The 25,357-nt window shown below is 57.7% G+C and carries 19 protein-coding genes; 9 read left to right on the top strand and 10 right to left on the bottom strand.

Features of this window, described 5'->3' with window-relative positions; all coding sequences use genetic code 11:
- Nucleotides 1-8: 8 nt before the first annotated feature.
- On the bottom strand, nt 9-608 hold the full coding sequence (locus QN399_RS00560; RefSeq protein ID WP_322181347.1) for a short chain dehydrogenase: 600 nt from the start codon (nt 606-608) through the stop codon (nt 9-11).
- A 106-nt stretch (nt 609-714) separates the two neighbouring features.
- Between QN399_RS00560 and QN399_RS00555 the strand changes: the two genes are divergently transcribed.
- Nucleotides 715-1,623 carry a LysR family transcriptional regulator gene (locus QN399_RS00555; RefSeq protein ID WP_330200379.1) on the top strand — a complete coding sequence of 303 codons (909 nt, stop codon included), beginning with the start codon at nt 715-717 and terminating at the stop codon, nt 1,621-1,623.
- 72 nt (nt 1,624-1,695) lie between these two features.
- On the opposite strand, the gene QN399_RS00550 is transcribed toward QN399_RS00555, so the two are convergent.
- The 5 genes from QN399_RS00550 to QN399_RS00530 form a co-directional block, all read right to left on the bottom strand.
- Nucleotides 1,696-2,397: an ABC transporter ATP-binding protein gene (locus tag QN399_RS00550; RefSeq protein WP_322181343.1), complete on the bottom strand. Its 702-nt coding sequence runs from the start codon at nt 2,395-2,397 to the stop codon at nt 1,696-1,698.
- Nucleotides 2,398-3,165, bottom strand: coding sequence for a high-affinity branched-chain amino acid ABC transporter ATP-binding protein LivG (gene livG, locus QN399_RS00545; protein ID WP_219064133.1), 768 nt, complete (start codon nt 3,163-3,165; stop codon nt 2,398-2,400).
- On the bottom strand, nt 3,162-4,418 hold the full coding sequence (locus QN399_RS00540; protein WP_322181340.1) for a high-affinity branched-chain amino acid ABC transporter permease LivM: 1,257 nt from the start codon (nt 4,416-4,418) through the stop codon (nt 3,162-3,164). The genes livG and QN399_RS00540 overlap by 4 nt, the downstream gene beginning before the upstream one ends.
- Entirely contained in the window at nt 4,415-5,344 is a 930-nt protein-coding gene (livH, locus tag QN399_RS00535; protein ID WP_322217575.1) for a high-affinity branched-chain amino acid ABC transporter permease LivH, read from the bottom strand. The genes QN399_RS00540 and livH overlap by 4 nt, the downstream gene beginning before the upstream one ends.
- A 225-nt stretch (nt 5,345-5,569) precedes the next feature.
- Nucleotides 5,570-6,697, bottom strand: a complete 1,128-nt coding sequence (locus QN399_RS00530; RefSeq protein ID WP_322181336.1) for a branched-chain amino acid ABC transporter substrate-binding protein — start codon at nt 6,695-6,697, stop codon at nt 5,570-5,572.
- A gap of 339 nt (nt 6,698-7,036) precedes the next feature.
- On the opposite strand from QN399_RS00530, the gene QN399_RS00525 reads away from it, so the two are divergent.
- The gene (locus QN399_RS00525; protein WP_322181334.1) at nt 7,037-7,342 is read left to right on the top strand and encodes a DUF2288 domain-containing protein; all 306 of its coding nucleotides are present in this window, start codon (nt 7,037-7,039) and stop codon (nt 7,340-7,342) included.
- A 214-nt stretch (nt 7,343-7,556) separates the two neighbouring features.
- Here the strand turns inward: QN399_RS00525 and QN399_RS00520 are convergent, their stop codons facing one another.
- Nucleotides 7,557-9,728, bottom strand: coding sequence for a hypothetical protein (locus QN399_RS00520; RefSeq protein ID WP_330200378.1), 2,172 nt, complete (start codon nt 9,726-9,728; stop codon nt 7,557-7,559).
- Between the two features lie 480 nt (nt 9,729-10,208).
- Between QN399_RS00520 and QN399_RS00515 the strand changes: the two genes are divergently transcribed.
- A complete protein-coding gene (locus tag QN399_RS00515; RefSeq protein WP_330200377.1) occupies nt 10,209-11,555 on the top strand; it encodes an MFS transporter in 1,347 nt (448 codons plus the stop codon).
- 108 nt (nt 11,556-11,663) lie between these two features.
- On the opposite strand, the gene rapA is transcribed toward QN399_RS00515, so the two are convergent.
- Nucleotides 11,664-14,510, bottom strand: coding sequence for an RNA polymerase-associated protein RapA (gene rapA / locus QN399_RS00510; protein WP_322181328.1), 2,847 nt, complete (start codon nt 14,508-14,510; stop codon nt 11,664-11,666).
- A 219-nt stretch (nt 14,511-14,729) separates the two neighbouring features.
- On the opposite strand from rapA, the gene QN399_RS00505 reads away from it, so the two are divergent.
- The 3 genes from QN399_RS00505 (at nt 14,730) to ccoM (ending at nt 15,638) form a co-directional block, all read left to right on the top strand.
- Nucleotides 14,730-15,068, top strand: coding sequence for an aspartate-semialdehyde dehydrogenase (locus QN399_RS00505; RefSeq protein ID WP_322181326.1), 339 nt, complete (start codon nt 14,730-14,732; stop codon nt 15,066-15,068).
- A gap of 86 nt (nt 15,069-15,154) precedes the next feature.
- Entirely contained in the window at nt 15,155-15,373 is a 219-nt protein-coding gene (locus QN399_RS00500) for a hypothetical protein (RefSeq protein ID WP_322183160.1), read from the top strand.
- Nucleotides 15,374-15,527: 154 nt separating this feature from the next.
- Nucleotides 15,528-15,638, top strand: a complete 111-nt coding sequence (gene ccoM, locus QN399_RS00495) for a cytochrome c oxidase subunit CcoM (protein ID WP_322181324.1) — start codon at nt 15,528-15,530, stop codon at nt 15,636-15,638.
- Nucleotides 15,639-15,750: 112 nt separating this feature from the next.
- On the opposite strand, the gene QN399_RS00490 is transcribed toward ccoM, so the two are convergent.
- Together QN399_RS00490 and QN399_RS00485 are read right to left on the bottom strand one after the other, a co-directional pair.
- Nucleotides 15,751-16,221 (bottom strand): MaoC family dehydratase, encoded by a 471-nt coding sequence (locus QN399_RS00490; protein WP_219064124.1) that lies wholly within the window; start codon nt 16,219-16,221, stop codon nt 15,751-15,753.
- Between the two features lie 64 nt (nt 16,222-16,285).
- Nucleotides 16,286-17,230 (bottom strand): alpha/beta hydrolase, encoded by a 945-nt coding sequence (locus tag QN399_RS00485; RefSeq protein ID WP_322181322.1) that lies wholly within the window; start codon nt 17,228-17,230, stop codon nt 16,286-16,288.
- A 201-nt stretch (nt 17,231-17,431) separates the two neighbouring features.
- Between QN399_RS00485 and fadD2 the strand changes: the two genes are divergently transcribed.
- From fadD2 to hrpA, 3 genes are all read left to right on the top strand, one after another.
- Complete coding sequence (gene fadD2 / locus QN399_RS00480) at nt 17,432-19,120, top strand: long-chain-fatty-acid--CoA ligase FadD2 (RefSeq protein ID WP_330200376.1); 1,689 nt, start codon at nt 17,432-17,434, stop codon at nt 19,118-19,120.
- A 382-nt stretch (nt 19,121-19,502) separates the two neighbouring features.
- Nucleotides 19,503-21,194 (top strand): long-chain-fatty-acid--CoA ligase FadD1, encoded by a 1,692-nt coding sequence (fadD1, locus tag QN399_RS00475; RefSeq protein WP_322181318.1) that lies wholly within the window; start codon nt 19,503-19,505, stop codon nt 21,192-21,194.
- Between the two features lie 186 nt (nt 21,195-21,380).
- Nucleotides 21,381-25,292, top strand: coding sequence for an ATP-dependent RNA helicase HrpA (gene hrpA / locus QN399_RS00470; RefSeq protein ID WP_322181315.1), 3,912 nt, complete (start codon nt 21,381-21,383; stop codon nt 25,290-25,292).
- Nucleotides 25,293-25,357: the final 65 nt, after the last annotated feature.

Here is a 25,357-nt window from a genome sequence, read left to right as displayed (position 1 = left end):
CAAGGGCTTCAGCCGACGTGATAGGTCTGCCCCGTCTGCAATCCTTCGACACTTTTCGCGTAAGCCAGCGCCACATCCGCTACCGGAACCGGCTTGAAGCCGCGGAAGTAGGGCGCATAACCCGCCATCGACTCCAGCACCACGTTCGGGCTGACTGAATTTACCCGTAAGCCGCGAGGCAGTTCGATGGCCGCTGCACAAACAAAACCATCGATTGCAGCATTCACCAGGCTGGCCGACGCGCCAGTACGGATCGGGTCGTGGCTGGTAATGCCAGTGGTGAAGGTGAACGAGGCACCGTCGTTGGCAAAGTCGCGGCCGATTAACAGCAGATTGACCTGGCCCATCAATTTGTCCTGAAGACCCAATGCAAAGTCTTTTTCAGTCATTTTTGCCAAGGGCACGAAGTTTACATTCCCGGCCGCGCACACCAGTGCATCGAATGAACCTGTCCGTTCGAATAGTTTTCTGATTGAGGCGCTGTCACTAATATCCACCTGGAAATCGCCGCTGGTACGGCCGATTTTTACGACCTCGTGACGCGAGGCCAGTTCCTGGTAGATCGCTGAGCCAATGGTTCCGTTGGCGCCAATCAAGAGAATTTTCATCGTGCAGTCCTTTAAGAGAGTGGATGAAGCTGCAGTGTAAGGTGGCTTTTTCCCGTCGATAAGCGTGCTAATGGGCAACCTTTGGTTTTCAAAAGGAAACAATTGAATGAGTGAAATGGATGATCTGGCGGCGTTTGCCGTCTTGATCGAAGCGGGCAGTTTTACCTTGGCCGCGCAACGGCTTGGGTGCAGTAAAGGCCAGTTGTCCAAGCGCATCAAGTTTCTGGAAACCAGTTACTCAGTGGTGTTGCTGCATCGCACCACGCGTCGTTTGAGCCTGACCGCAGCGGGTGCTGCCCTGTTGCCCCAAGCCAGGGCGCTGATCACACAGGTCGAGCGAGCCCGGCAAGCACTGGCCCGATTGCAGGATGAAGTGTCCGGTGCGGTGCGGATTACGGTGCCAGTGTCGTTGGGCGAAACGTTTTTCGAAGGTTTGCTGATGGAGTTTTCCCAAGAGTACCCACTGGTGCAGGTCGAACTGGAGCTGAACAACGGTTTTCGCGACCTGCACCGGGATGGATTCGACCTGGCCATTCGCTCCAGCGTAGGCAGCGATGAGCGCCTGGTCGCCAAACCGCTGCTGGCCATGCAGGAATTGACCTGTGCCAGCCCGGCCTATCTTGAGCGTTGCGGGGAGCCGACTCATCCCATGGCGTTGAGTGAGCACCGTTGCCTGCTAAACAGCCACTACAAGGGGCGCGAGGAGTGGCTCTACCATCAAGAGCACCAATTGATGCGCGTGCACGTGGCCGGTCCTTTTACCAGTAACCACTATAGCCTGTTGAAGAAGGGCGCACTGGTGGGTGCAGGAATAGCGCGACTGCCTTCCTACATGGTGCATGCCGAGATCAATGACGGTCGCCTGCGCTGGCTGCTGCGCGATTATCAGACACGCAGTTCACCGTTGTATCTGGTGCATCCCTATGAAGGCGGCTTGCCCCGACGCACGAAAGTACTGGCGGATTACCTCTTGGGCTGGTTCGAGCGCAGCAGCACCGCATTGGAACGGCTCTGAAGCAGCCGTCCCGAGTGGCGCGTTGCGCATAAAAAAACGGCCCGCAGGCCGTTTTTTTTTTGAAGCGCAGGCTTAGCCGCCCAGATAGGCATCCCGCACTTTCGGATCGACCAGCAGTTCTTCACCGGTGCCTTGCATGACCACACGGCCGTTCTCCAGCACGTAGGCACGGTCGGCGATCTTCAAGGCCTGGTTGGCGTTCTGTTCCACCAAGAACACCGTTACACCATCACGGCGCAGTTGTTCGACGATCTCGAAAATCTGCTGAATGATGATCGGCGCCAAGCCCAAGGACGGTTCGTCGAGCAACAGCAGCTTGGGTTTGCTCATCAGCGCACGGCCGATGGCAAGCATCTGCTGCTCACCGCCGGACATGGTACCGCCGCGTTGATTGAAGCGTTCTTTCAGGCGCGGGAACAGGTGCAAGACTTTATCCATCTGCTCCTGATAGTCGCCTTTTGCGGTGAAGAACCCGCCCATGGCCAGGTTCTCTTCCACGGTCAGCCGTGCGAATACACGGCGGCCTTCTGGCACCACCGCGATGCTTTTACGCATGATCTGCGACGAGTCCAGGCCGACCAGTTCTTCGCCCATGTAGCGAATGCTGCCGCTGTGAGCGCGCGGCGAACCGCACAACGTCATCAACAAGGTGGATTTGCCGGCACCGTTGGCACCGATCAGGGTGACAATCTCGCCCTGACGAATCTCGACGTTGACCGAGTGCAGGGCCTGGATCTTGCCGTAGAAGGTGGAAACGTTTTCGAATTGCAGCATTTACGCTTCCCCCAGGTAGGCTTTGATTACTTCAGGATTATCACGGATCTGTGCAGGCGTGCCGTCTGCCAGGGGACAGCCCTGATTGATCACAACAATATGGTCGGAGATGCTCATGACCAGCTTCATGTCGTGTTCGATCAGCAACACCGTGGCGTTGTGCTCATTGCGCAACACGCCGATCAGCGCTTTCAAGTCTTCGGTTTCGCGCGGGTTCAGACCGGCTGCCGGCTCGTCGAGCATCAGGATGCGCGGGCGGGTCATCATGCAGCGGGCGATTTCCAGACGGCGTTGCTGACCGTAGGCCAGGGTGCCGGCAGGGCGGTTGGCGAACTCCTTGAGGTTGACCTGCTCCAGCCAGTGCCCCGCGTATTCCATCGCCTCACGCTCGCTCTTGCGGAACGCCGGGGTTTTGAACAGGCCTGCCAGGAAATTGGTGTTGAGGTGACGATGCTGGGCAACCAGCAAGTTCTCCACTGCCGTCATTTCCTTGAATAGACGCACGTTCTGGAAGGTACGCACCACGCCTTTGCGGGCGATTTGATGGCCGGCAAGGCCTTCGATCGCTTCGCCGTCGAGCAGGATGCTGCCCGCCGTGGGTTTGTAGAAACCGGTCAGGCAGTTGAATACGGTGGTTTTGCCGGCACCGTTCGGACCGATCATCGACACCACTTGTTTTTCATTAACGGTCAGGCCGACGCCATTGACCGCCAACAAGCCGCCAAAGCGCATGCACAGGCCGCTGACTTGCAGAATCGGACGGGTCATCGCTGCAGCTCCATATGGGGACGTTGCATGGGCAGCAGACCTTGTGGACGCCAGATCATCATCAGCACCATCAGGGCGCCGAACATCAACATTCGGTATTCACTGAAATCACGCATCAATTCAGGCATCAGGATCAGCACCACGGCGGCGAGGATTACCCCCAGTTGCGAGCCCATCCCTCCCAGCACGACGATGGCGAGGATGATCGCCGACTCGATGAAGGTGAATGACTCCGGGGTCACCAGACCTTGGCGAGCCGCGAAGAAGCTACCGGCGAAACCGGCAAAGCAGGCGCCAAGGGTGAAGGCCGAAAGCTTGATGATGGTCGGGTTAAGACCCAGTGCGCGGCAGGCGATTTCGTCTTCACGCAAGGCTTCCCAGGCACGACCAATGGGCATGCGCAGCAAGCGGTTGATGACGAACAACGCCAGCAGGGCCAGCAACAGCGCGACCAGATACAGGAAAATCACCTTGTTCACCGAGCTGTAGGCGATGCCGAAGAACTCGTGGAAGGTCTGCATGCCTTCAGCCGCCGTTTTCTCGAACGTCAGGCCGAACAGGGTCGGTTTCGGGATGTTACTGATGCCGTTCGGGCCACCGGTAAGGCCTGTCAGGTTACGCAGCAACAGACGGATGATCTCGCCGAAACCGAGGGTCACGATCGCCAGGTAGTCACCGCGCAGACGCAACACCGGGAAACCGAGGAGAAAGCCAAACAGCGCTGACATCATCCCGGCAATCGGCAAGCAGATCCAGAAACCGAGTCCGTAGTAATGCGAGAGCAGGGCATAGGTGTAGGCGCCGACGGCGTAGAAGCCGACATAACCCAGATCGAGCAGACCGGCCAGACCGACCACGATGTTCAGGCCAAGGCCGAGCATCACGTAGATCAGGATCAGAGTGGCGATATCCACCGCGCCGCGCGAGCCGAAGAACGGCCAGACCAGCGCCACCAGAATCAAGCCAAGGATGATCCAGCGCTGAGTCGAAGGCAGGGTCAGGAAGTTGCTGGCCTTGGCTGGAATCAGCGGCATGCTTGGCGTCGAACGCCAGGCCGCGGCGATAGGTTCGTGGAACAATACCCGCAGGAACATCGCAACAGCGCAGGCGAAAATGGCGAACAAGGTTGTGGTGCTGGTGCCAATGACAGCCAGATTGACGCCGACGATTTCCAGCTTGAGGCCGAGGATCGGGTAGGCGACTGCCAGCACCAGCAAGGCGCTGAAAAACGCCGATTTAAGATTCCTGGTCATACTTTTTCAACCTCCGGACGGCCAAGCAGGCCGGTCGGCCGGACCAACAGCACCAAGACGAGAAGAGCGAAGGCCACCACATCCTTGTATTGGTCGCCGAAAATATCGGCACCAAAGGCTTCAGCTACGCCCAATACCAATCCACCCAGCATCGCGCCGGGAATACTGCCGATGCCGCCCAGTACTGCGGCGGTAAATGCCTTGATCCCGACGAGGAAACCGGCGTTGGGGTTGATCACGCCGTATTGCATGCTGAGCAATACCGCAGCGACCGCAGCCAGCGCGGCACCGATGACGAAGGTCAGGGCGATGATGTTGTTGGTGTTGATACCGAGCAGGTTGGCCATCTTGATGTCTTCAGCGCATGCGCGGCAGGCGCGGCCCAGACGAGAGCGTGAGATGAACCAGGTCAGTGCGAGCATGGCGACCAGGGTGACGATGAAAATCAGAATCTGCATGTACGAAATCACCACCTCATGGGTACTGGTGGTGCCGAACACGAAGTTGCCAGGGATCAAGTTGGGGATCGATTTGTCTTTCGAGTCTTGAGAGAGCAAAACCGTGTTTTGCAGAAAGATCGACATCCCGATGGCTGAGATCAGCGGGATCAATCGGTTGCTGCCGCGCAACGGGCGGTAGGCAACACGCTCGATGGCGTAGCCGTAAGCACTGGTGACGACGATGCTTGCGACGAATGCGGCGGTGATCAGCAGCGGCAAGCTGTCCAGACCGAGCATGGTCAGGCCGGCGATGGCGATGAACGCCACGTACGAACCGATCATGTACACCTCGCCGTGGGCGAAGTTGATCATGCCAATGATCCCGTAAACCATGGTGTAGCCGATGGCGATCAAGGCATAGGTGCTGCCAATGGTCAGGCCATTAATCAGCTGTTGGAAAAAGTGATAGACATCTATCTCAGGCATTACAGCGCTCCTAAAAACCTACTGAGTGTTCCACTGGTGAAGTCGTTTCCCGCTCGCGCGTCGTGGTATTTGTCCACGTTTCACGTGAGCCCAGTGAATCACTGGTGACGGTTTCAAGATTTTCAGGGAGGAAGAGGTGCTATAGCGCAGCGCTCTTCCCGTTACCTTGTAAAACAAAGCCCACTGTGGATGCAGTGGGCTTTGGGTGAGTCACAAGCGTGCCGGTTATTTCAGCGGAGCTTCTGTTTTTGTGCCGTCTTTGTGCCAGGTGTAGACCACGAATTTGAAGTCTTTCAGGTCGCCCTTGCTATCAAAGCTCAGGTCGCCAGTCGGGGTCTTGAAGGTGCCTGCACGGATCGCCGCAGCCACTTTGGCGGTGTCTTCGCTCTTGGCGTTCTTGATGCCGTCTGCGATCACTTCAACCGCTGCGTAAGCCGGGAATACGAACGGGCCGCTTGGGTCTTCTTTCTTCGCCGCAAATGCTTCTACCAGTGCCTTGTTGGAAGGGTCCTGGTCAAAAGATTTAGGCAGGGTCACCAGCAGGCCTTCGGAAGCATCCTGAGCGATCTGGGAGATCGACGCGTTACCCACGCCTTCTGGACCCATGAAGCCGGCTTTCAGGCCTTTCTCTTTCGCCTGACGCAGGATCAGACCCAATTCAGGGTGGTAGCCGCCGTAGTAAACGAAGTCGACATTGGCTTGCTTCATCTTCGCGATCATCGACGAGAAGTCTTTGTCGCCAGCGTTGATGCCTTCGAACAGGGCGACTTTCACGCCTTTGCTTTCGAGGGTTTTCTTCACTGCGGTCGCGATACCTTCACCGTATTGTTGCTTGTCATGGATGACAGCAACGACTTTCGGTTTGACGACATCAGCGATGTAGTTACCGGCCGCCGGGCCTTGGGCGCTGTCCAGACCAATGGTGCGGAAGACCATTTTATAGCCACGTGCGGTGATTTCCGGGCTGGTAGCGGCCGGGGTCACCATGATGATGCCTTCGTCTTCGTAGATGTCCGAAGCCGGTTGAGTCGAGCTGGAGCACAGGTGGCCCACAACGAATTTCACGCCATCGTTGACGACTTTGTTGGCGACCGCGACCGCTTGCTTCGGATCACAGGCATCGTCGTATTCGATAGCTTCGAGTTTCTTGCCATCAACGCCGCCTTTGGCGTTGATTTGCTCGATGGCCATTTTTGCGCCACTGAACTGCATATCGCCGTATTGGGCAACAGCACCTGTTTTAGGGCCGGCGATACCGATCTTGATGGTATCTGCAGCGAACGAATGGCTGGCAACCCCTGCCAGAACCAATGCGGCAAACAGCTTGGAAATCTGCTTAGTACCCTTAGTCATGATGCTCCACTCTTGTGTTTTAATTTTTATAATCCTGGCGGCCAAAGCTGCAGGACCGGATTAGAAACGCCCGGTCATCCCCCTGGCAACTGTACCGGTACAGTGTAGAGCGCCGGTTTGTCGCTTGAAAAGCTGGCTACTGGGGGGAAAACCGTATGATGTCGCTTAATTGAAAGAAAGATACAGAATCTAACCGGCTTCTTGAGCATGCGAGCTGCACATGTCCGTCCGCACCCCCGATCGTTTCTGAACCTGTCGTGCAATCAACCACTTAAATCTGGGTTTGTCTGTCGAAATTGCGGCGTTATGATTGCGCCGATTTTCTCTTTGGTGAAACCCATGACGAAAGAAGCTAGCACCCTCTATGCCAAACTGCTTGGCGAAACCGCCGCAATCACTTGGAGTGAATTGCAACCATTCTTTGCGAGGGGTGCCCTGTTGTGGGTCGAAGCTCCCTTGGATTTGATCGAAGTGGCGCACGCAGTGGCCGAAAATCAGGCCGATAAAGTGGCTGCCTGGCTTGCTGCGGGGGAGGTCAGCAAGGTGGCTGAATCACGGGCGCTGGATCTTCTTGAGCGCGATCCACCTCTTTGGGCGGTTGTCGTGGCGCCTTGGGTATTGATCCAGGACAGGGCGCAGGTCTGATCTGACGCTCTTTATTGGTGCGCAATGGCTGGCGAGTGGGTAGCTCGGTAACCGAGCGATAAAGGATGGCGAAGTGCCGTAGCGAAAAATCCCATCTGATTTAAGGATTTGGCAGGCATACCGGGTCAAGCCATTTGCCGGCAAGCCTGCCCCCATAAAGCCTGCACAGAAGTGTGCATTCCATTGGGAGAGCAGGCTTGTCAGCGGATTAGGCTCAATGCTCGGTTTTGCCCGTGTGACGGTTAAGCGAAATGACCCGTGTTTTGCCGATGCGGTGACGGTAAATTTCGCGCAGGTATTTGACTGCTTTCTTTACGCTATCGCGGGAGAGGCGGATGTCGTTGATCGAGACGAACTTGGATTTGTCGTCGATCAGCTCGCGGTACTTCTTCTCGTACATCGGTTTGATCGCGTACCAGTTGGTATCGAGGATCTTCGCCGGGTTTTCGTATTCGTTGAGTAACGCGTCGATGCTCCTTTCGTTGAACTCGTCGTTGACGATGAACTCGATAATGGCGTTGTCCAGTGTGTCGTCGAAACGGTATTCGGTCCGGGCGAAGCAGCGCTTGATGAACGCCACGATCAGCGTCAGGAAGTCATCGGACAGGCAGGGGCTTTTCGCGATCAGGGTGGTCAGCGACAGGTTGGCCGAAGCGCCGATCACCAACGCATAGCGCTTGAGCGTGGTATTGGGAAACAGGCTGTTGAGGTGAGTCTTGAGCCTGTTCAGGTCCATGTAGGACAGTTTGTAGTCCTTGGGTAACGAAACGATTGAGACCACTGACGAGCAATTCTTGAAGAAGTGCAGGTCGTGCAGGGCCGCCGCGTCATAGCCGGAGGCCTTGTACTGCTCCAGCGCCGCGCGATAACGCTTGGACTCGATCGGTAGCAGGCTGATGCCTTCGATGGCCTGGGTTACTTTGTTGAAGTGCGGCAGGTCGATGGAGCGGAAGAACAGGTCGTCGATGTTCAGCCGTGCCGGTTCTTTTTCGAACAGTTTCAACTTGTCCGAACTCGGTGCCGGTGTTTCCGGTACGACGGATTCTGCGTAGGCAATCGCTACGGGCCCGGCCAGACTCATGAACAAGTCGTTGGCATCCAGGCGAATGGTTTCGCCGATGTCGATCCCGGCCCGACGGAAGTAGTTCTGGTCGTAGTCAGTGGTGACCGCCTGCGCCGTCAGAATGTTGAAAATCTGCTGAGAGATGTATTGGTTAGCGTGCCGCTCCATGGCGTTGACGTCGATGTTCTCGATATTGCCGTCATCGCTTTCTTCGGCGTAACGCATGATGTCGTTGGAGATCAGCATCATCGCGTTCCATGGACGAATACGGCCCATGACGCTGGCTTCGCTGCTGTCTTCGTTCTCGAAGTTGTAGGAGAAGTCCCATTCTTCCGCGAGATACTTGCACAGCAGTCGTCCGGCGTTGATGTGCAGGGCTTCGGACATTTCACTGCGGTGGTCGGAAATGTTCGGCAGGATGCAGATGCCGCTGGTGAAAATAGGTTCAAAGACGAAGGAGCGGCCACGCTTGCCGTCGTTTTCACCCATCGGTTTGGTGTCAAACGTCTTGTTCATGTACGAGTACTGCTGTGCCAGGCCGAACTCTGAAGCCATGCCTGAACCGGTGCCACCGCCGGCGCTGAAGATATAGAAATACAGGCGCGACTGGTTGGCCTTGATCCCGCAGGAATCAATCAGGTACGAGTGAATCAGTTTCCAGTCGGTACTGGAGAAGTTTTGCGTGTCTTTGTTCAGGATGATCTTGGCCAGGTACTGACCGAGAATCGGCGCGTTACCAGCGCCGCCCGCATGGACCTCGGACAGGTCCATTATTTTCATTTTGCTGTAGTCATTGATGAAGCCGCCTTTTTCGCCCTTGCGGGAGAAGCGGATGCGCCCGGCGATGTCCTTGTCCAGGTCACCCAGCATCACCAGCGGCTCCACCAGGAATACCGGTTTGGCCGACTTGTTTTGTACCAGGCGCAGGTTGTTACGAATCCAGCGGGCCGGGCTGTAACCTTTCTCGTCTGCCAGACGGTCTTCATTGCTGAACTGGTTAAGGTAGAACTTCCGTGCGTTGTACACCAACTCGGCGACATCCAGCGCAATGTTCGACCCGCAACGACCCAGGCCGATCAGGCACACCGACGGGAACTGTTGGTCGCGGCGCAATTCGTTTTGGTCATCGATGTGAATCGAAGGTGGGAACACGATGTCACGCAGACCGTCCAGATTATCGAGGATACGATCAGTGTCGGTCTCGGTGAAATACAGGTACTGGTGCGCTGGCATTGGCTGCGGACTGTAAACGCCGCGCGGGGCGAGAGGAGCAATAGACGGGAACTCTAATGCCGCGCTGGCCGGATCGTTTTTTTTTGTCATCGTGCGCCATATGCCTGGAAAGGATGGCTGCTCGACTAGTGTTATCGGGCCATCACAGAGAAAGAAATTACGACTTTACAGTGCGTCTTGAGCTTGATCGATAGGGGTTACCCCTAGTGGGCCTAGGGTATTGCGTAGTCTCAAGCACCCAGTAGTCAGCTGAATGCTCGTGGTGACGGTGTACGGTCAGTCGGCAGAGTGCGCAATCGATGCGCTGACGAGGCCGTCAAGGGTCTTGGTCAACAGGTTTTCGGTAGTATTCGCACCCGGTCACCAGGCTGTCGGGTTGGGGTTGGGGGTGTTCTGCGTGCCCTGCCCATTACCCCCTATCAGCGTGACGAATGTTTACAGACAGTTGTGTTTGCGGGTTCTAGATTGGAACTTCCAGGCTCGGCTGCAGCAGGCTTGAAGTTCGTAAGCTCGTTGTCGGTTGGGTGTGTTGAAAGCCAATTGAATAACAATAAAAGAGACGGACCCCACATGCAGAACTTGACCCAAGCGGAGAATGCCTGGCGCATTCTGTTCCTGCTGTTCCTGGCAAATCTGTTCAATTTCTTCGACCGCACCCTTCCGGCGATCATCATCGAGCCAATCCGCATGGAATGGCATCTGAGCGATTTTCAGATCGGCATCATCGGTACCGCATTCACCGTGGTTTATGCCATTGCCGGGCTGCCGTTAGGTCGGATAGCCGACACCGGTTCGCGGCGCAAATTAATGGGCTGGGGCCTGGCGGTGTGGAGCGGGCTGACAGCGGCCAATGGCCTGGTTGGGAGTTTTTGGGCGTTCCTGCTGGTGCGCATGGGCATTGGTATCGGTGAAGCCAGCTACGCACCGGCGGCCAACTCGCTGATCGGGGACCTGTTCCCGGCCCACCGTCGCGGGAGGGCCATGGGTGTTTTCATGCTTGGTCTACCGCTGGGGCTGGTATTGGCGTTCTTCACTACCGGTGCGTTGGTCCAGGCATTCGGCAGTTGGCGCGCGCCGTTCTTCATTGCGGCAGTACCCGGTTTGCTCCTGGCAATCTTCATGTTTTTTATCCGCGAGCCCAAGCGCGGTGCCGCCGAAAGCATGCGGATCTCCGAAGAGAAAATCGACAAGCCGATTCGTCGAGTGTTATCGATTCCTACCTTTGGCTGGCTGGTATTGGCGGGCCTGACGTTCAACTTCGCCACCTACGCCTGCAACTCGTTCATGGTGCCCATGCTGCAGCGCTATTTTTTGTTGCCGTTGCAGGATGCCGCCATGGCGACCGGGCTGATCGTGGGTGTGACGGGGTTGTTCGGCCTGACCCTTGGCGGCTGGGTCGCCGACAAGATCCATCAGCGTGTCGCCAATGGACGCCTGCTGTTTGCCGCCGTCAGCATGCTGGTTGCGGCCATCGCTACGGGGTACGCGCTGCATTCTGGACGCATTGAAATAGGCCTGTTCGTCGGCGTGTTCAGCGTGGGCTGGCTGTTTTCCTACAACTTTTACACATGCGTCTACACGGCGATCCAGGATGTGGTCGAGCCGCGCCTGCGGGCCACCGCCATGGCGTTGTTCTTCGCCGGGTTGTATCTGTTGGGAGGAGGGCTTGGGCCGGTGGTAGTCGGACTGCTGTCCGACTATTTCGCCCATTCGGCGATGTTGTCGGCGGGTGCCGGGGAGATGAGCGAAGTGTTCAAGGCCGATGGCTTGCACGACGCGATGTATCTGATTCCGGTGGCGCTGTTCCTGACGCTGTTGTTCCTGCTCCAGGCGTCGCGCTGCTTCGCTCGAGATGCCGAGCGGATGAAAGTGGGAATGGTGGCGGATGAGCCGGATATGCCTGCGGTGACGGCCTGAAACACCCCTTCGGTCTATTCGCGAAGGCGGTGCCAGCTCAATCGCCAGTCATGTGCTTGAACGACAAAGCCCGCATCAGCGGGCTTTGTCGTTCAAGCAGTCAGCAGATCAACCGGCTACCAACACCCGAATCGCTTCCAGACGTAGCGCTGCTTTTTCAAGCATGGCCAGGCCCTGTTCGCGTTGTTTACGCAGCGCGACCAGTTCGCTGTCGCGCACGGTCGGATTGACCGCTTGCAGAGCGGTCAGGCGTGCCAGTTCTTCGTCGGTCTCGGCGGCCAGTCGACGTTGCGCCTCAGCCACGCGCTCGGCGTGTTTCGGCGCGATCTTGGCTTCGCCCGCATTGATCTGCGGGTTGAGCACATCGCGCTGCGCCTGGATGAATTTGTTGGCGCTGGCACGCGGTACGCTTTCCAGCTGCTCGTTCAAGGTCACGAACGAAACACGGCCCGACAGATCGTTGCCATTGGTATCGAGCAAGCAGCGCAATGCCGCTGGAGGCAGGTAGCGACCCAGCTGCAACGAGCGAGGTGCAACCACCTCACTGACGTAGAGCAGTTCCAGCAACACGGTGCCGGGTTTCAGCGCCTTGTTCTTGATCAGCGCTACGGCGGTGTTGCCCATGGAACCGGCCAATACCAAGTCCATGCCGCCCTGGACCATCGGGTGTTCCCACGTGATGAACTGCATGTCTTCACGCGCGAGCGCCTGATTGCGGTCGTAGGTGATGGTCACGCCTTCGTCATCGCCCAGCGGAAAGCTGGCGTCGAGCATTTTTTCGCTTGGCTTGAGGATCAGCGCGTTTTCCGAATGGTCCTCACTGTCGATACCAAAGGCGTCGAACAGGGTTTCCATGTAGATCGGCAGGGTGAACTGATCGTCCTGTTCGAGAATCGCCTCAACCAGCGCCTGACCTTCGCCAGCACCGCCAGAGTTGAGCTCCAGCAATCGGTCGCGACCGCTGTGCAGTTCACCTTCCAGGCGGATGCGTTCCTCGCGTGCCGCGTCGACCAGGGCTTGCCACTCATCGTCATCGCCACTTTCCAGAAGCGGGAGCAGGCGCGGGCCGAATTGGTGTTGCAGAGCGTTACCGGTCGGGCAGGTATTAAGGAAGGCGTTCAGCGCTTCGTGATACCACTGGAACAGACGCTCTTGCGGGCTGGTTTCCAGATACGGTACATGCAGCTCGATGATGTGCTTCTGGCCGATCCGGTCGAGACGACCGATCCGTTGTTCCAGCAAGTCTGGGTGCGCCGGCAGATCGAACAGTACCAGGTGGTGGGCGAACTGGAAGTTGCGGCCTTCGCTACCGATTTCCGAACAGATCAGCACTTGCGCGCCAAACTCTTCATCGGCGAAATACGCTGCGGCGCGATCACGTTCGAGGATGTTCATCCCTTCGTGGAACACGGTGGCGGGGATACCTGAACGCACGCGCAGCGCGTCTTCGAGGTCCATCGCGGTTTCGGCGTGAGCGCAGATCACCAGCACTTTGACGCGCTTGAGCATTTTCAGGGTGTCGATCAACCAGTCGACCCGCGGGTCAAAGCGCCACCAGCGTTCTTCTTCAGTGACGTCTGGCTGCGACTGGAAGCTGACTTCCGGGTACAGGTCGGCATGTTCGCCCACCGGCAATTCCAGGTATTCGGCAGGGCAGGGCAGTGGATACGGGTGCAGTTTTCGCTCCGGAAAGCCTTGCACGGCAGCCCGGGTGTTGCGGAACAGCACGCGGCCGGTGCCATGGCGGTCAAGCAATTCGCGGATCAGGCGTGCACTGGCTTCGGTATCGCCGTCAGCCACCGCGCCCAGCAGGGCTTCGCCTTCGACACCCAGAAATCCGTGGATGGTTTCGTGTGCTTTAGGTGACAGGCGGCCCTGATCGAGCAACTCCTGCACGGCTTCGGCCACAGGGCGATAGTTTTCGCTTTCTGCACGAAACGCGTGCAGGTCATGGAAACGATTCGGATCGAGCAGGCGCAGACGAGCGAAGTGGCTGTCTTGACCCAGTTGTTCCGGGGTGGCGGTCAGCAACAGAACGCCGGGTATGACTTGCGCCAACTGCTCGACCAGTGAGTATTCAGGGCTGGCTTGTTCTTCATGCCAGACCAAGTGGTGAGCTTCGTCGACCACCAGTAAATCCCAGCCAGCGGCAAACAGCGCGTCCTGGGCCTTTTCGTCGTCGACCAGCCACTCCAGCGCGACCAGCGCCAGTTGCGTGTCTTCAAAGGGGTTGCTGGCATCGCTTTCGATAAAGCGCTCGGCGTCGAACAACGCCACTTGCAGGTTGAAACGGCGACGCATCTCCACCAGCCATTGGTGCTGGAGGTTTTCCGGAACCAGGATCAGCACTCGATTGGCGCGGCCAGACAGCAATTGGCGATGGATCACCAGACCGGCTTCGATGGTTTTACCCAGGCCTACTTCGTCTGCCAGCAGAACCCGTGGCGCGATACGGTCAGCGACTTCGCGGGCGATGTGCAATTGGTGAGCAATGGGCTGCGCACGAACGCCGCCCAGGCCCCACAGTGAGGACTGCAACTGGCGGCTGGTGTGCTCGAGTGTGTGGTAACGCAGCGAGAACCAGGCCAGCGGATCGATCTGTCCGGCGAACAAGCGGTCAGAGGCCAAGCGGAACTGAATGAAGTTCGACAGCTGGGTTTCCGGCAGGGTGACAGGTTCATTCTGGGCGTTGAGGCCGTGGTAGACCAGTAAGCCGTCGACGTCGTCGACTTCGCGTACGGTCATCTTCCAGCTTTCGAAGTGCGTGATCACGTCACCTGGCGAAAAGCGCACGCGTGTAAGCGGTGCATTGCGCAGTGCGTACTGGCGGGTATCGCCAGTGGCCGGGTAGAGCACGGTCAACAAGCGGCCGTCTTGCGCCAGAACGGTGCCTAAACCCAGCTCGGCTTCGCTGTCACTAATCCAGCGTTGCCCCGGTTGATACTGCTGCGCCATGCTGCCTGACTCCCGCCGTGAAAAGCCGACTATATTAACGGATCAGGGCGCCCAAACCAAAGCGCCCCGTCAAAACAGCCCGTATTCATTGGATACGGGCCCTCGCACAGGGTCGTGCAAGGCACTTGTGGGCCGGAACATAGTCGAAAGTCTTGCGTCAAGCGGCTCAAGTCGACGAACCGGCAGCCGACAGCTTGCTAATAAGGAGAACAACCACACATGCTGCCACCAATGATTCCGCTGAGTGCAGTGCCAGTCACCTCGCAACTCGACCCCGTCAAGCAAAGGCCGGAAATCCCGCCTGTGGTGCCGGTACAGCCGAGTTCTAACGAAAGCACTATCGACCTGCGCAAACGCGATCCCGAACAGACCGCGATCATGTTGCGTGAAGAGCAGCGGCGTCAGCGCGAACGGCAACGCGGCAAAGGTCATCAGGATGCACAGGAAGAACCGCTGGCCGTTCCGGGCGATTCATTGAACGCCGACAACACTGTGCCAGTGGTGGCGTTGATGGATGATGAGCCAAGGCAGGGCTTATGGGTGGATGTAGAGGTTTGAGTTGTTCGGACGTCTTTCACAGGTTCTCTGCATGCCTAGTCACGCTGAATGGTTTTGTCGTGTAAGAAGGCAGATCACCACTGGTCATGGCCGCCGTCACCCCGCATTATTGGCAGCATCCCCGTAGTCAAGACGTGCAGACCATGAGCGAAGACGACAAATTGATAGACTTGGGCGCTGAACGCGCCAAACGCACGCACGACCTCAATGACAAGCGCCTCAACGAAGTGCGCAAGGCTTTCGAGCAGGCGCTGCCGATGGGCAAAGGCAAGAAAAAGCCCAAGGGCAAACCGAAAAAACCCTGATTGCTGGCTTCCCTCCCTCCTGTTTTTTGACACAGATCAGTTATTAGCGACCTGCCGTGGGCTGTCGCGGTGGCGCTTGATCTGGGTCAATTTCCCCCACCGTCACCTTGGCTAACCTAGCCCTATCGAACAAGGCAGGTCAGGGGAGGCGGTTATGTTTCTCGATAATGTGGTTGTCGCCGGTGTTGTCACCGTGGGCTTGATGGTGTTGTTTTTCGCAGGCCTGGGAGTTTTTATCTGGAAGGACTCGCATAAGCGCAAGTAAGGCTGAGAGTCGTTTCGGTACATGAGCACGCAAGGCACTTTGGGCGACTTCGGTCGCCTTTTTTTCGTTTCGACTTTAGTCGTGCCCGCACCAAAGTGCGGGCGCGGTGACCTCAGCCGATGCTGATAGGCGGCAAGGTCGGCAGGGTGACCGTCTGTTGCTTGCGAGGGGCGAGGATCTCTGCTTCGCCATCAACCACCAGTTCATCCCGCTGGTTGAATACACGGGTAGCGATGCGCACGCGGAATTTTGGCAGCTTTTCCAGAATTTCCAGGCGCACGGTCAGGGTGTCGCCAATTTTCACTGGCTTCTGAAAACTCATTTGCTGACCGATATAAATAGTGCCCGGTCCAGGCAACTCACATGCGACTGCCGCGCTGATCAGTGCGCCGCTGAACATGCCGTGAGCGATACGCTCCTTGAACATGCTTTGGGCTGCGAATTCAGGATCAAGGTGCACCGGGTTGTGATCGCCCGACATCGCAGCGAACAACTGGATATCACGCTCTTCGACAGTTTTGCTGTAGCTGGCAGTCTGGCCGACTTCGAGAGCTTCGTAAGGCGTATTGGTGACTTGAGTCATTGAATAATCCTGTGGCGTGTTGGTTGACGATTTACGTATCGATGTCTTGAAAAAACCGATTCATTCATTCGGTGCGCGGAGGTCGTGGATTGGCCAGAGCGTGCTCCAGCCATGTGAGTAAATCACGAGTGACTTCATCGCGGTTGGTTTCATTGAGCAGTTCGTGCCGCGCCTGTGGGTAAATTTTCAGCTCTACCGCTTGATTGCCCGCCGAAATCAAGGCGTCGGCAAGGTCTTTGAGACGCGTGCCATTGCTGACGGGATCACATTCGCCGCCGACCACCAGCAGGGGTATGCCTGGATCAATCTGTTCAAGGTTCGCCGGTTTGCTGATGTGCTGCAACCCGGCGAGCATGTCGAGCCAGAATTGGTTGGTACAGCGGAAGCCGCATAACGGATCGTTGACGTAGCGGTCGACTTCTTGCGGATCGCGGCTGAGCCAGTCGAACGCCGTACGCATGGGTTTGAACGCTTTATTGAACGAACCGAATGATAGCCATTCGATCAACGCACTGCGCCCGGTTGGCCCTTGGCGCCAGCACTCCAACCAGGCGATCAGGCGGGCGCTGCGATAAAGCGAAACCGGCTGAAAGTTCGACCCGCTGAGAATCGCGCCTTGCAGGCCGGCGCTGTGTAGCAACAGATACGCCAGGGCAATATAGCTGCCCATGCTGTGGCCCATCAGGAATACCGGCAGGTCGGGATGCGTCTGGGCGATGTACTGCCTCAGACAGGCCAGATCACCCACCACTTTGTTCCAGCCGTTTTTATCGGCGTAGTGCCCAAGCACGCCGTGGGCGGCGGTTTTACCATGCCCCCGCTGATCAGGGACGTAGAGCTCGAAACCCGCGGCAGTCAAGGCTGTGCCGAACCGCTCATAGCGAGCGCTGTGCTCGGCCATTCCATGCGACAGCATCACCACTGCCCTGGGCGTGACAGATGGCTGCCAATGACTGACGTAGAGGCGACTGTGATCGTGGGTATCAAGCCAGAAAGCATCATGACTCATGGCGATTCCTTATGCCCTGCGTGACCGACTGTTTGCAGTGTATAGCGCATCGACAAATTGCAGACCGACCAGCAGTAAGATTCACGTTGTTGATGACGCACTGCGCGCTATTTGCCTTGTGGGTGTTAGCTGCTAACGTCCGGCAAGCCCCGCTTTTAATGCAGCGGGCCAGACACACTCAGGTAAAAGGACAAAAAAACAATGCAACCTGAATTCTGGAACGACAAACGGCCCGCAGGCGTGCTCTCTGAGGTGGACCTCGGCGCTTACAGGTCAGTGAACGAGGTGTTCGAGCGCTGCTGCAAGACGTTCGCTGATCGCCCGGCTTTCAGCAATATGGGGGTAACCCTCACTTACGCCGAGCTGGAACGTTACTCGGCGGCGTTCACCGCCTACGTGCAAACACAGACTGACCTGCAGCCGGGTGATCGCATCGCGGTGCAAATGCCCAACCTGCTGCAATACCCGATTGCGGTGTTTGGCGCGTTGCGTGCCGGCCTGATCGTGGTCAACACCAACCCACTGTACACCGCTCGCGAAATGCGCCATCAGTTCAAGGACTCAGGTGCCCGTGCACTGGTCTACCTGAATATTTTCGGCAAGCTGGTGCAGGACGTTCTGCCTGACACCGATATCCAGTACCTGATCGAAGTAAAAATGGGCGATATGCAGCCTGCGGCCAAAGGCTGGTTGGTCAATACCCTGGTCGACAAAGTAAAAAAGATGGTCCCTGCGTTCAGCCTGCCGCAGGCCGTCCCGTTCAAGAGCGTATTGAAGCTGGGGCGCGGCCATCATTTGCAAGGGGTCAAGGTCAGCAGTGACGATATTGCGGTGCTGCAATACACCGGTGGCACCACCGGTTTGCCCAAAGGCGCGATGCTCACCCATGGCAATCTGGTGGCGAACATGCAGCAGGTTTATGCCTGCATGTCGCAGCATGGCCCGGACGGCAGCCAACTTTTCAAACAGGGCAGCGAAGTGATGATCGCGCCGTTGCCGCTTTATCACATCTATGCCTTCACCGCGAACTGCATGTGCATGATGGTCAGCGGCAACCATAACGTACTGATCACCAACCCACGGGACATCGGCGGCTTCATCAAGGAGCTGAAAAAATGGCGCTTCTCGGCGTTGTTGGGGCTGAACACATTGTTCGTGGCCTTGATGGAGCACCCTGATTTCAAAAGCCTGGACTTCTCTAACCTCAAACTCACCAACTCCGGAGGCACCGCGCTGGTCAAGGCCACGGCCGAACGCTGGCAGCAACTTACCGGTTGCCGAATTGTTGAAGGTTACGGCTTGACCGAAACCTCCCCGGTGGCCTGTACCAACCCATACGGCGATCAGGCGCGGCTGGGCACGGTGGGGATTCCTGTCCCCGGTACGGCGTTGAAAGTTATCGATGACAACGGGGTCGAGCTGGCGATTGGAGAGCGTGGCGAACTGTGCATCCAGGGCCCGCAGGTGATGAAGGGGTATTGGCAGCGACCTGAGGCCACCGACGAGGTGCTGGATGCTGACGGCTGGTTGAAGACCGGCGACATCGCGGTCATTGATCCGGACGGCTTTGTACGCATCGTCGACCGCAAGAAAGACATGATCATCGTCTCCGGCTTCAACGTGTACCCCAATGAAATCGAAGATGTCGTCATGGCACACCCCCAGGTCGCCAGTTGTGCGGTGATCGGCGTGCCGGACGATCGCTCGGGCGAAGCGGTGAAGCTGTTCGTGGTGGCGCGGGAGTCGGGCGTGAGTGTTGAAGAACTCAAGGCCTACTGCAAAGAAAACTTCACCGCCTACAAAGTGCCCAAACACATCGTGCTGCGCGACTCATTGCCGATGACCCCTGTGGGCAAAATCCTGCGCCGTGAGTTGCGTGATATTGCCTGAGACATTAGTCCCGTAAAGCGGTGTGCCAGACACATCGACATCGCGAATAAACTCGCGCCCACAGGTTATTCACAAATCTGTGGGCGCGAATTTATTGGCGAGCGGTTTGACGCGGAATACCTGAAATACCGCCATCGCGGTGTCCCTGACACTCCGGTTCTCGCTGAATAGTATCTTTGCTCTAAATGTGACCTGAGCATATTAAAAAGTCACAATTGTGACTATATGGGCCGCTATTGGCTCTAGTCGACCCATGGCAAAGCTGCTACTCTCGGCCCGCTTTTTGCCCCATTGGCAAGCAAAAAAGCCCGCAACAAAACACAAAAAAATAATCGCATTCAAGCGGTGTGTAGAATTCGCTGTCGCTGAGGAGTCGGCTTCCATGATCGAAAATTTCTGGAAGGATAAATATCCGTCTGGCATTGCTGCCGATATCAATCCTGACGAGTATCCAAATATTCAGGCGGTATTGAAGCAGTCTTGTGAGCGTTTCGCCAATAAACCGGCTTTCAGCAACCTGGGCAAGACCCTCACTTACGGTGAGCTGTATGAATTATCGGGTGCGTTTGCTGCTTATCTGCAGCAGCACACCAACCTGCAACCGGGCGACCGTATCGCCGTGCAGTTGCCCAATTTGCTGCAGTACCCGATCGCTGTGTTTGGAGCTATCCGCGCCGGCTTGATCGTGGTCAACACCAACCCGCTGTACACCGCGCGGGAGATGGAACATCAGTTCAACGACTCTGGCGCGAAGGCGCTGGTGTGCCTGGCGAACATGGCGCACCTGGCCGAAAAAGTGGTGCCCAAGACCCAGGTTCAGTACGTCATCGTTACCGAAGTGGCGGATATGCTGTCACCGCTCAAGCGTCTGCTGATCAACAGCGTGATCAAGTACGTGAAGAAAATGGTCCCGGCGTACCACTTGCCCAAGGCGATCAAACTCAACGATGTGCTGAGCAAGGGCCGTGGTCAGCCGGTGAAGGACGCTTCGCCTGTCAGCAGCGACGTCGCCGTGTTGCAGTACACCGGCGGTACCACAGGTGTGGCCAAGGGTGCCATGCTGACCCACCGCAACCTGATCGCCAACATGCTGCAATGCAAGGCGCTGATGGGCTCCAACCTGCATGAAGGGTGCGAGATTCTGATCACGCCGCTGCCGCTGTATCACATCTATGCCTTCACCTTTCACTGCATGTCGATGATGCTGATCGGCAACCACAACATCCTGATCAGCAACCCGCGCGACCTGCCGGCGATGGTCAAGGAGCTGTCGAAGTGGAAGTTCAGTGGTTTTGTCGGCCTCAACACCTTGTTCGTGGCGCTGTGCAATAACGAAGCGTTCCGCAAACTCGACTTCTCTGCCTTGAAAGTCACCCTGTCCGGCGGCATGGCCCTGCAATTGGCCGCCGCCGAGCGCTGGGAAGCAGTGACCGGCTGCGCAATCTGCGAAGGTTACGGCATGACCGAAACCAGCCCGGTGGCCACGGTCAATCCGATCCAGAAGATACAGGTGGGCACCATCGGTATTCCGGTGCCATCCACGTTGTGCCGGGTGATCGACGACGAAGGCAATGAGTTGCCGTTGGGCGGGGTCGGTGAGTTGTGTGTCAAAGGCCCGCAAGTCATGAAGGGCTACTGGCACAATCAGGAAGCCACCGATGAAATGCTCGACGCCGAGGGCTGGTTGAAAACCGGCGACATCGCGATCATCCAGCCAGACGGTTACTTGCGCATTGTCGATCGCAAGAAAGACATGATTCTGATCTCCGGTTTCAACGTCTACCCCAACGAACTTGAAGACGTGCTGGTGATGTTGCCCGGCGTCCTGCAGTGCGCCGCCATCGGCATCCCTGACGAAAAATCTGGTGAGGCGATCAAGCTGTTCATCGTCGTCAAGCCGGGTGTGACCCTGACCAAAGATCAGGTCATGGAACACATGCGTGCCAATGTCACGGGCTATAAAGTGCCGAAGTCGGTCGAGTTTCGCGACGCGCTGCCGACTACCAACGTCGGCAAGATCCTGCGCCGGGAATTGCGTGACGAAGAACTGAAAAAACTCGGGCTGAAAAAATAAGCCAGGCAGCGCTACACCCCAAGCCCCGCCGATGCGGGGCTTGATTGTTTTTGTAGGCGCGCGCTTGCCCGCGATAAGGTCCGTATGACCGCTTCGCGGCCAATCGCAGCCTCTGGCAGCGCCTACAGGGATTGTGTTGTGCGACAATCCCCGCCTTTGCACCCATCAAAAGACTCTGCGCACCTGATGACTGACGAATCGCCCTCCATCGACCAATTGCTGAGAAACCTCGACCACGCGATGATTTCTGATCGTCATCGCTTTCGTCGTCAGTTGCATGAGCTTCAAAAGAAGCCCAACGAGGCCAAGCTGGCGCAGTGGACGGCGCGCGTGCAGGCGTCTTTTGCCCAGGTCACGGCCCGGCGCGACAGCCTGCCGGTGATTCGCTACGACGACAGCCTGCCGATTGCCGCCAAGCGCGACGAGATCAAAGCGGCGTTGCTCAAGCATCAGGTGCTGATCATTGCGGGCGAAACCGGGTCAGGCAAAACCACGCAGTTGCCGAAGATCTGCCTGGAAATCGGTCGTGGGCAGCACGGCCTGATCGGTCATACCCAGCCGCGCCGGATCGCTGCGCGCAGCGTGGCAAGCCGGGTCGCCGAAGAACTGGGGACGCCGCTGGGCGCGCTGGTTGGCTATCAAGTGCGTTTCGAAGATCAAAGTGACAGCAACACCCTGATCAAGCTGATGACCGACGGTATTCTGCTGGCTGAAACCCAGCACGACCGCTACCTGGAACGCTACGACACGATCATCGTCGACGAAGCTCACGAACGCAGCCTGAACATCGACTTCCTGCTCGGCTACTTGAAAACCCTGCTGCCGCGTCGCCCTGACCTGAAACTCATCATCACCTCGGCGACCATCGACCTGCAGCGTTTCTCCGAGCATTTCAATGACGCGCCGATTGTCGAAGTCTCGGGTCGCACGTTTCCGGTGGAAACCTGGTACCGCCCTCTGACGTCCCAGCAGGACGAAGAGGGCAATGCGGTCGAGGACGACTTGACGGTCGATCAGGCGATTCTGGCGACCCTTGATGAACTGGAAGCGTTCGAGCGTAGCGAACGCAAGAGCCCCGGCGATGTGCTGGTGTTTTTGCCGGGCGAACGGGAAATCCGTGATGCCGCCGAGATGCTGCGCAAGGCCCAACTCAAACACACTGAAATCCTGCCGTTGTACGCACGCCTGTCTCCGGCTGAACAGCAGCGGATTTTCCAGTCCCATCCTGGACGGCGTGTGGTGCTGGCGACCAACGTTGCCGAAACCTCGTTGACGGTGCCAGGCATTCGCTACGTGATTGACAGCGGTACTGCGCGGATCAGCCGTTACAGCTATCGCGCCAAGGTTCAGCGTCTGCCCATCGAAGCGGTTTCGCAAGCCAGCGCCAACCAGCGCAAAGGCCGTTGCGGCCGGGTCGAGCCGGGGCTGTGCGTGCGCTTGTACAGCGAGGAGGACTTCAACGGCAGACCGGAGTTCACTGATCCGGAAATCCTGCGGACCAACCTGGCGGCCGTGATTCTGCAGATGCTCCATCTGCGTCTGGGCGAGATCACCGACTTCCCCTTTATCGAGCCACCCGATGGCAAGGCCATCAGCGACGGTTTCAACCTGTTGCAAGAGCTGTCGGCGGTCAACCGCGAGAACCAACTGACACCGCTGGGTCGCCAGTTGGCACGTTTGCCGGTGGACCCGCGCATGGGGCGCATGTTGCTGGAGGCGGCCAAACAAGGCAGCTTGCAGGAAGTCTTGATCGTTGCCAGCGCCATGTCCGTGCAGGACGTACGAGAACGTCCGCCCGAGCGGCAGCAGGCGGCGGATCAGGCCCATGCGCAATGGAAGGACATCGATTCCGACTTTGCCGGGTTGGTCAATTTGTGGCGCGGTTTTGAAGAACAACGCCTGGCCCTGACTGCCAGCCCGCTACGCAACTGGTGCCGCAAAAACTTCCTCAACTACCTGCGCCTGCGCGAGTGGCGCGATTCCCATCGGCAATTGAGCCTGATCTGCCGTGACCTGCAGTTAACGGTCAACCACGAACCGGCCGATTACACCAAGTTGCACAAGGCCGTGCTGTCGGGCTTGCTCAGCCAAATCGGGCAGAAGACCGAAGACGGTGATTACCTCGGCGCGCGCCAGCGGCGGTTCTGGATTCATCCGTCGTCCGGGCTGGGCAAGAAACGCCCGCAATGGCTGATGGCCGCCGAGCTGGTGGAGACCACCAAGCTCTACGCGCGCATGGTGGCCAAGATCGATGCGGACTGGATCGAGCCGTTGGCCGGGCACCTGATCAAGAAGAACCATTTCGAGCCGCATTGGGAGAAAAAGCGCGGCCAGGTCGTTGCGTTCGAGCAGATCACGTTGTTCGGCCTGATCGTGGTCGGTCGGCGTCCGGTGCATTACGGGCCGATCGATCCTCAGGTATCCCGTGAACTGTTTATCCGTGAAGGGCTGGTGCGTGGCGAGATTCTTTCGCGGGCTAAATGCCTGACCGCCAACACTCAGTTGCTGGAACAACTCGACGAACTGGAGGCCAAGGCCCGCCGTCGTGACATCCTGGCCGACGAAGACACGCTATTCAGTTTCTACGAAGCACGGGTCCCGGCGGAGATTCATCAAACCGCGACCTTCGACAGTTGGTACAAGGTCGAAAGCCAGAAAAATCCGCAGCTGCTGATCATGCGCGAAGAAGACGTGCTGGCCCGCGAAGCCAGCGAAATCACGGCCGCGTATTACCCGGACACCCTGCGCCTGGGCGATCTGACCCTGGCCCTGAGTTATCACTTCGAGCCCAATCATCCGCGCGACGGGGTAACCCTGCGGGTGCCCGCGCCGTTGCTGCCGGTATTGCCTGGCGAGCGTCTGGAATGGCTGGTACCGGGGTTGCTGGAAACCAAATGCATCGCGTTGGTGCGCAACCTGCCCAAGGCGGTTCGCAAAAACTTTGTGCCGGTGCCCGACTTCATCAAGGCGGCCCTGCAGCGCATCACCTTCGGCGAGGGCTCGTTGCCCCATGCGCTGGGTCGTGAATTGCTGCGCATGACCGGCGCGCGAGTGACGGACGAAGCCTGGGTCGAAGCGACCCAGCAGCTTGAAAATCACCTGAAGATGAACCTGGAAATCCTTGACGGCAGCGGGAAATTCCTCGGCGAAGGGCGTGATTTGGCCGAGTTGACCGCGCGTTTCGCCGAGGCCAGCCAAGCGGCATTGGCTGCGCCGCACACCTCGAAAAGCCAGTTGCCTGTCGAGGCCAAAATCTTCGCCCCGGTAGCCGAAAAAACCCAACAAAACATCGCGGGCCTGTCGATGACGGTTTACCCGGCGCTGGTCGAAGAGTCGGGCACGGTCAAGGAAGGGCGCTTCTCGACGCCTGCTGAGGCCGAGTATCAACACCGCCGAGCCTTGCAGCGTCTGCTGTTGCAGCAACTCGCCGAACCCGCCAAGTTCCTGCGCAGCAAATTGCCGGGGCAGACCGAACTGGCGTTGCTCCACCGCGAGCTGGGCCGGGTCGATGGGTTGATCGAAGACATTCTGTTGGCCAGCCTCGACAGCTGCATTCTCGATGGCGAAGACAGCCTGCCGCGTGACGGTGCCGGGCTGGCAGCACTGGCCGAACGCAAACGTGCCGGCTGGACCGAGCATGCTGAGCGCCTGGCGAAACTGACACTGGATATCCTGACCCTGTGGCATGGCCTGCAAAAGCGCTTCAAGGGCAAGATTGATCTGGCGCAGGCGGTAGCGCTCAACGACATCAAGTCGCAGTTGAAGTATCTGGTGTATCCGGGCTTCGTCCGCGAAACGCCTGCACAGTGGCTCAAGGAGCTGCCGCGCTATTTGAAATCCATCGAAATGCGCCTGGAAAAACTACCTGGCCAAGTGCAGAAAGACCGGGTCTGGAGCATCGAACTGGCGGGCTTGTGGGCTCAGTATCAGGCCCGCGCCAGCAAGCATGCCCAGGAAGGCAAGCGCGACGCTGAGTTGGTGCTGTATCGCTGGTGGCTGGAGGAGTATCGCGTGTCGCTGTTTGCCCAGCAGTTGGGGACAAAAATTCCGGTTTCGGACAAGCGTCTGAGTAAGCAATGGAGCCAGGTGGATGGCTGAATAGCGCGAAAATCGGGCCGATATGGCACACTTCGCACCATTGTCCGCAGGCTGTCTGATAGAAC

Source organism: Pseudomonas sp. 10C3, from assembly GCF_036346185.1.
GTDB lineage: Bacteria > Pseudomonadota > Gammaproteobacteria > Pseudomonadales > Pseudomonadaceae > Aquipseudomonas.
This window is presented reverse-complemented; position numbering and strand designations above follow the sequence as displayed.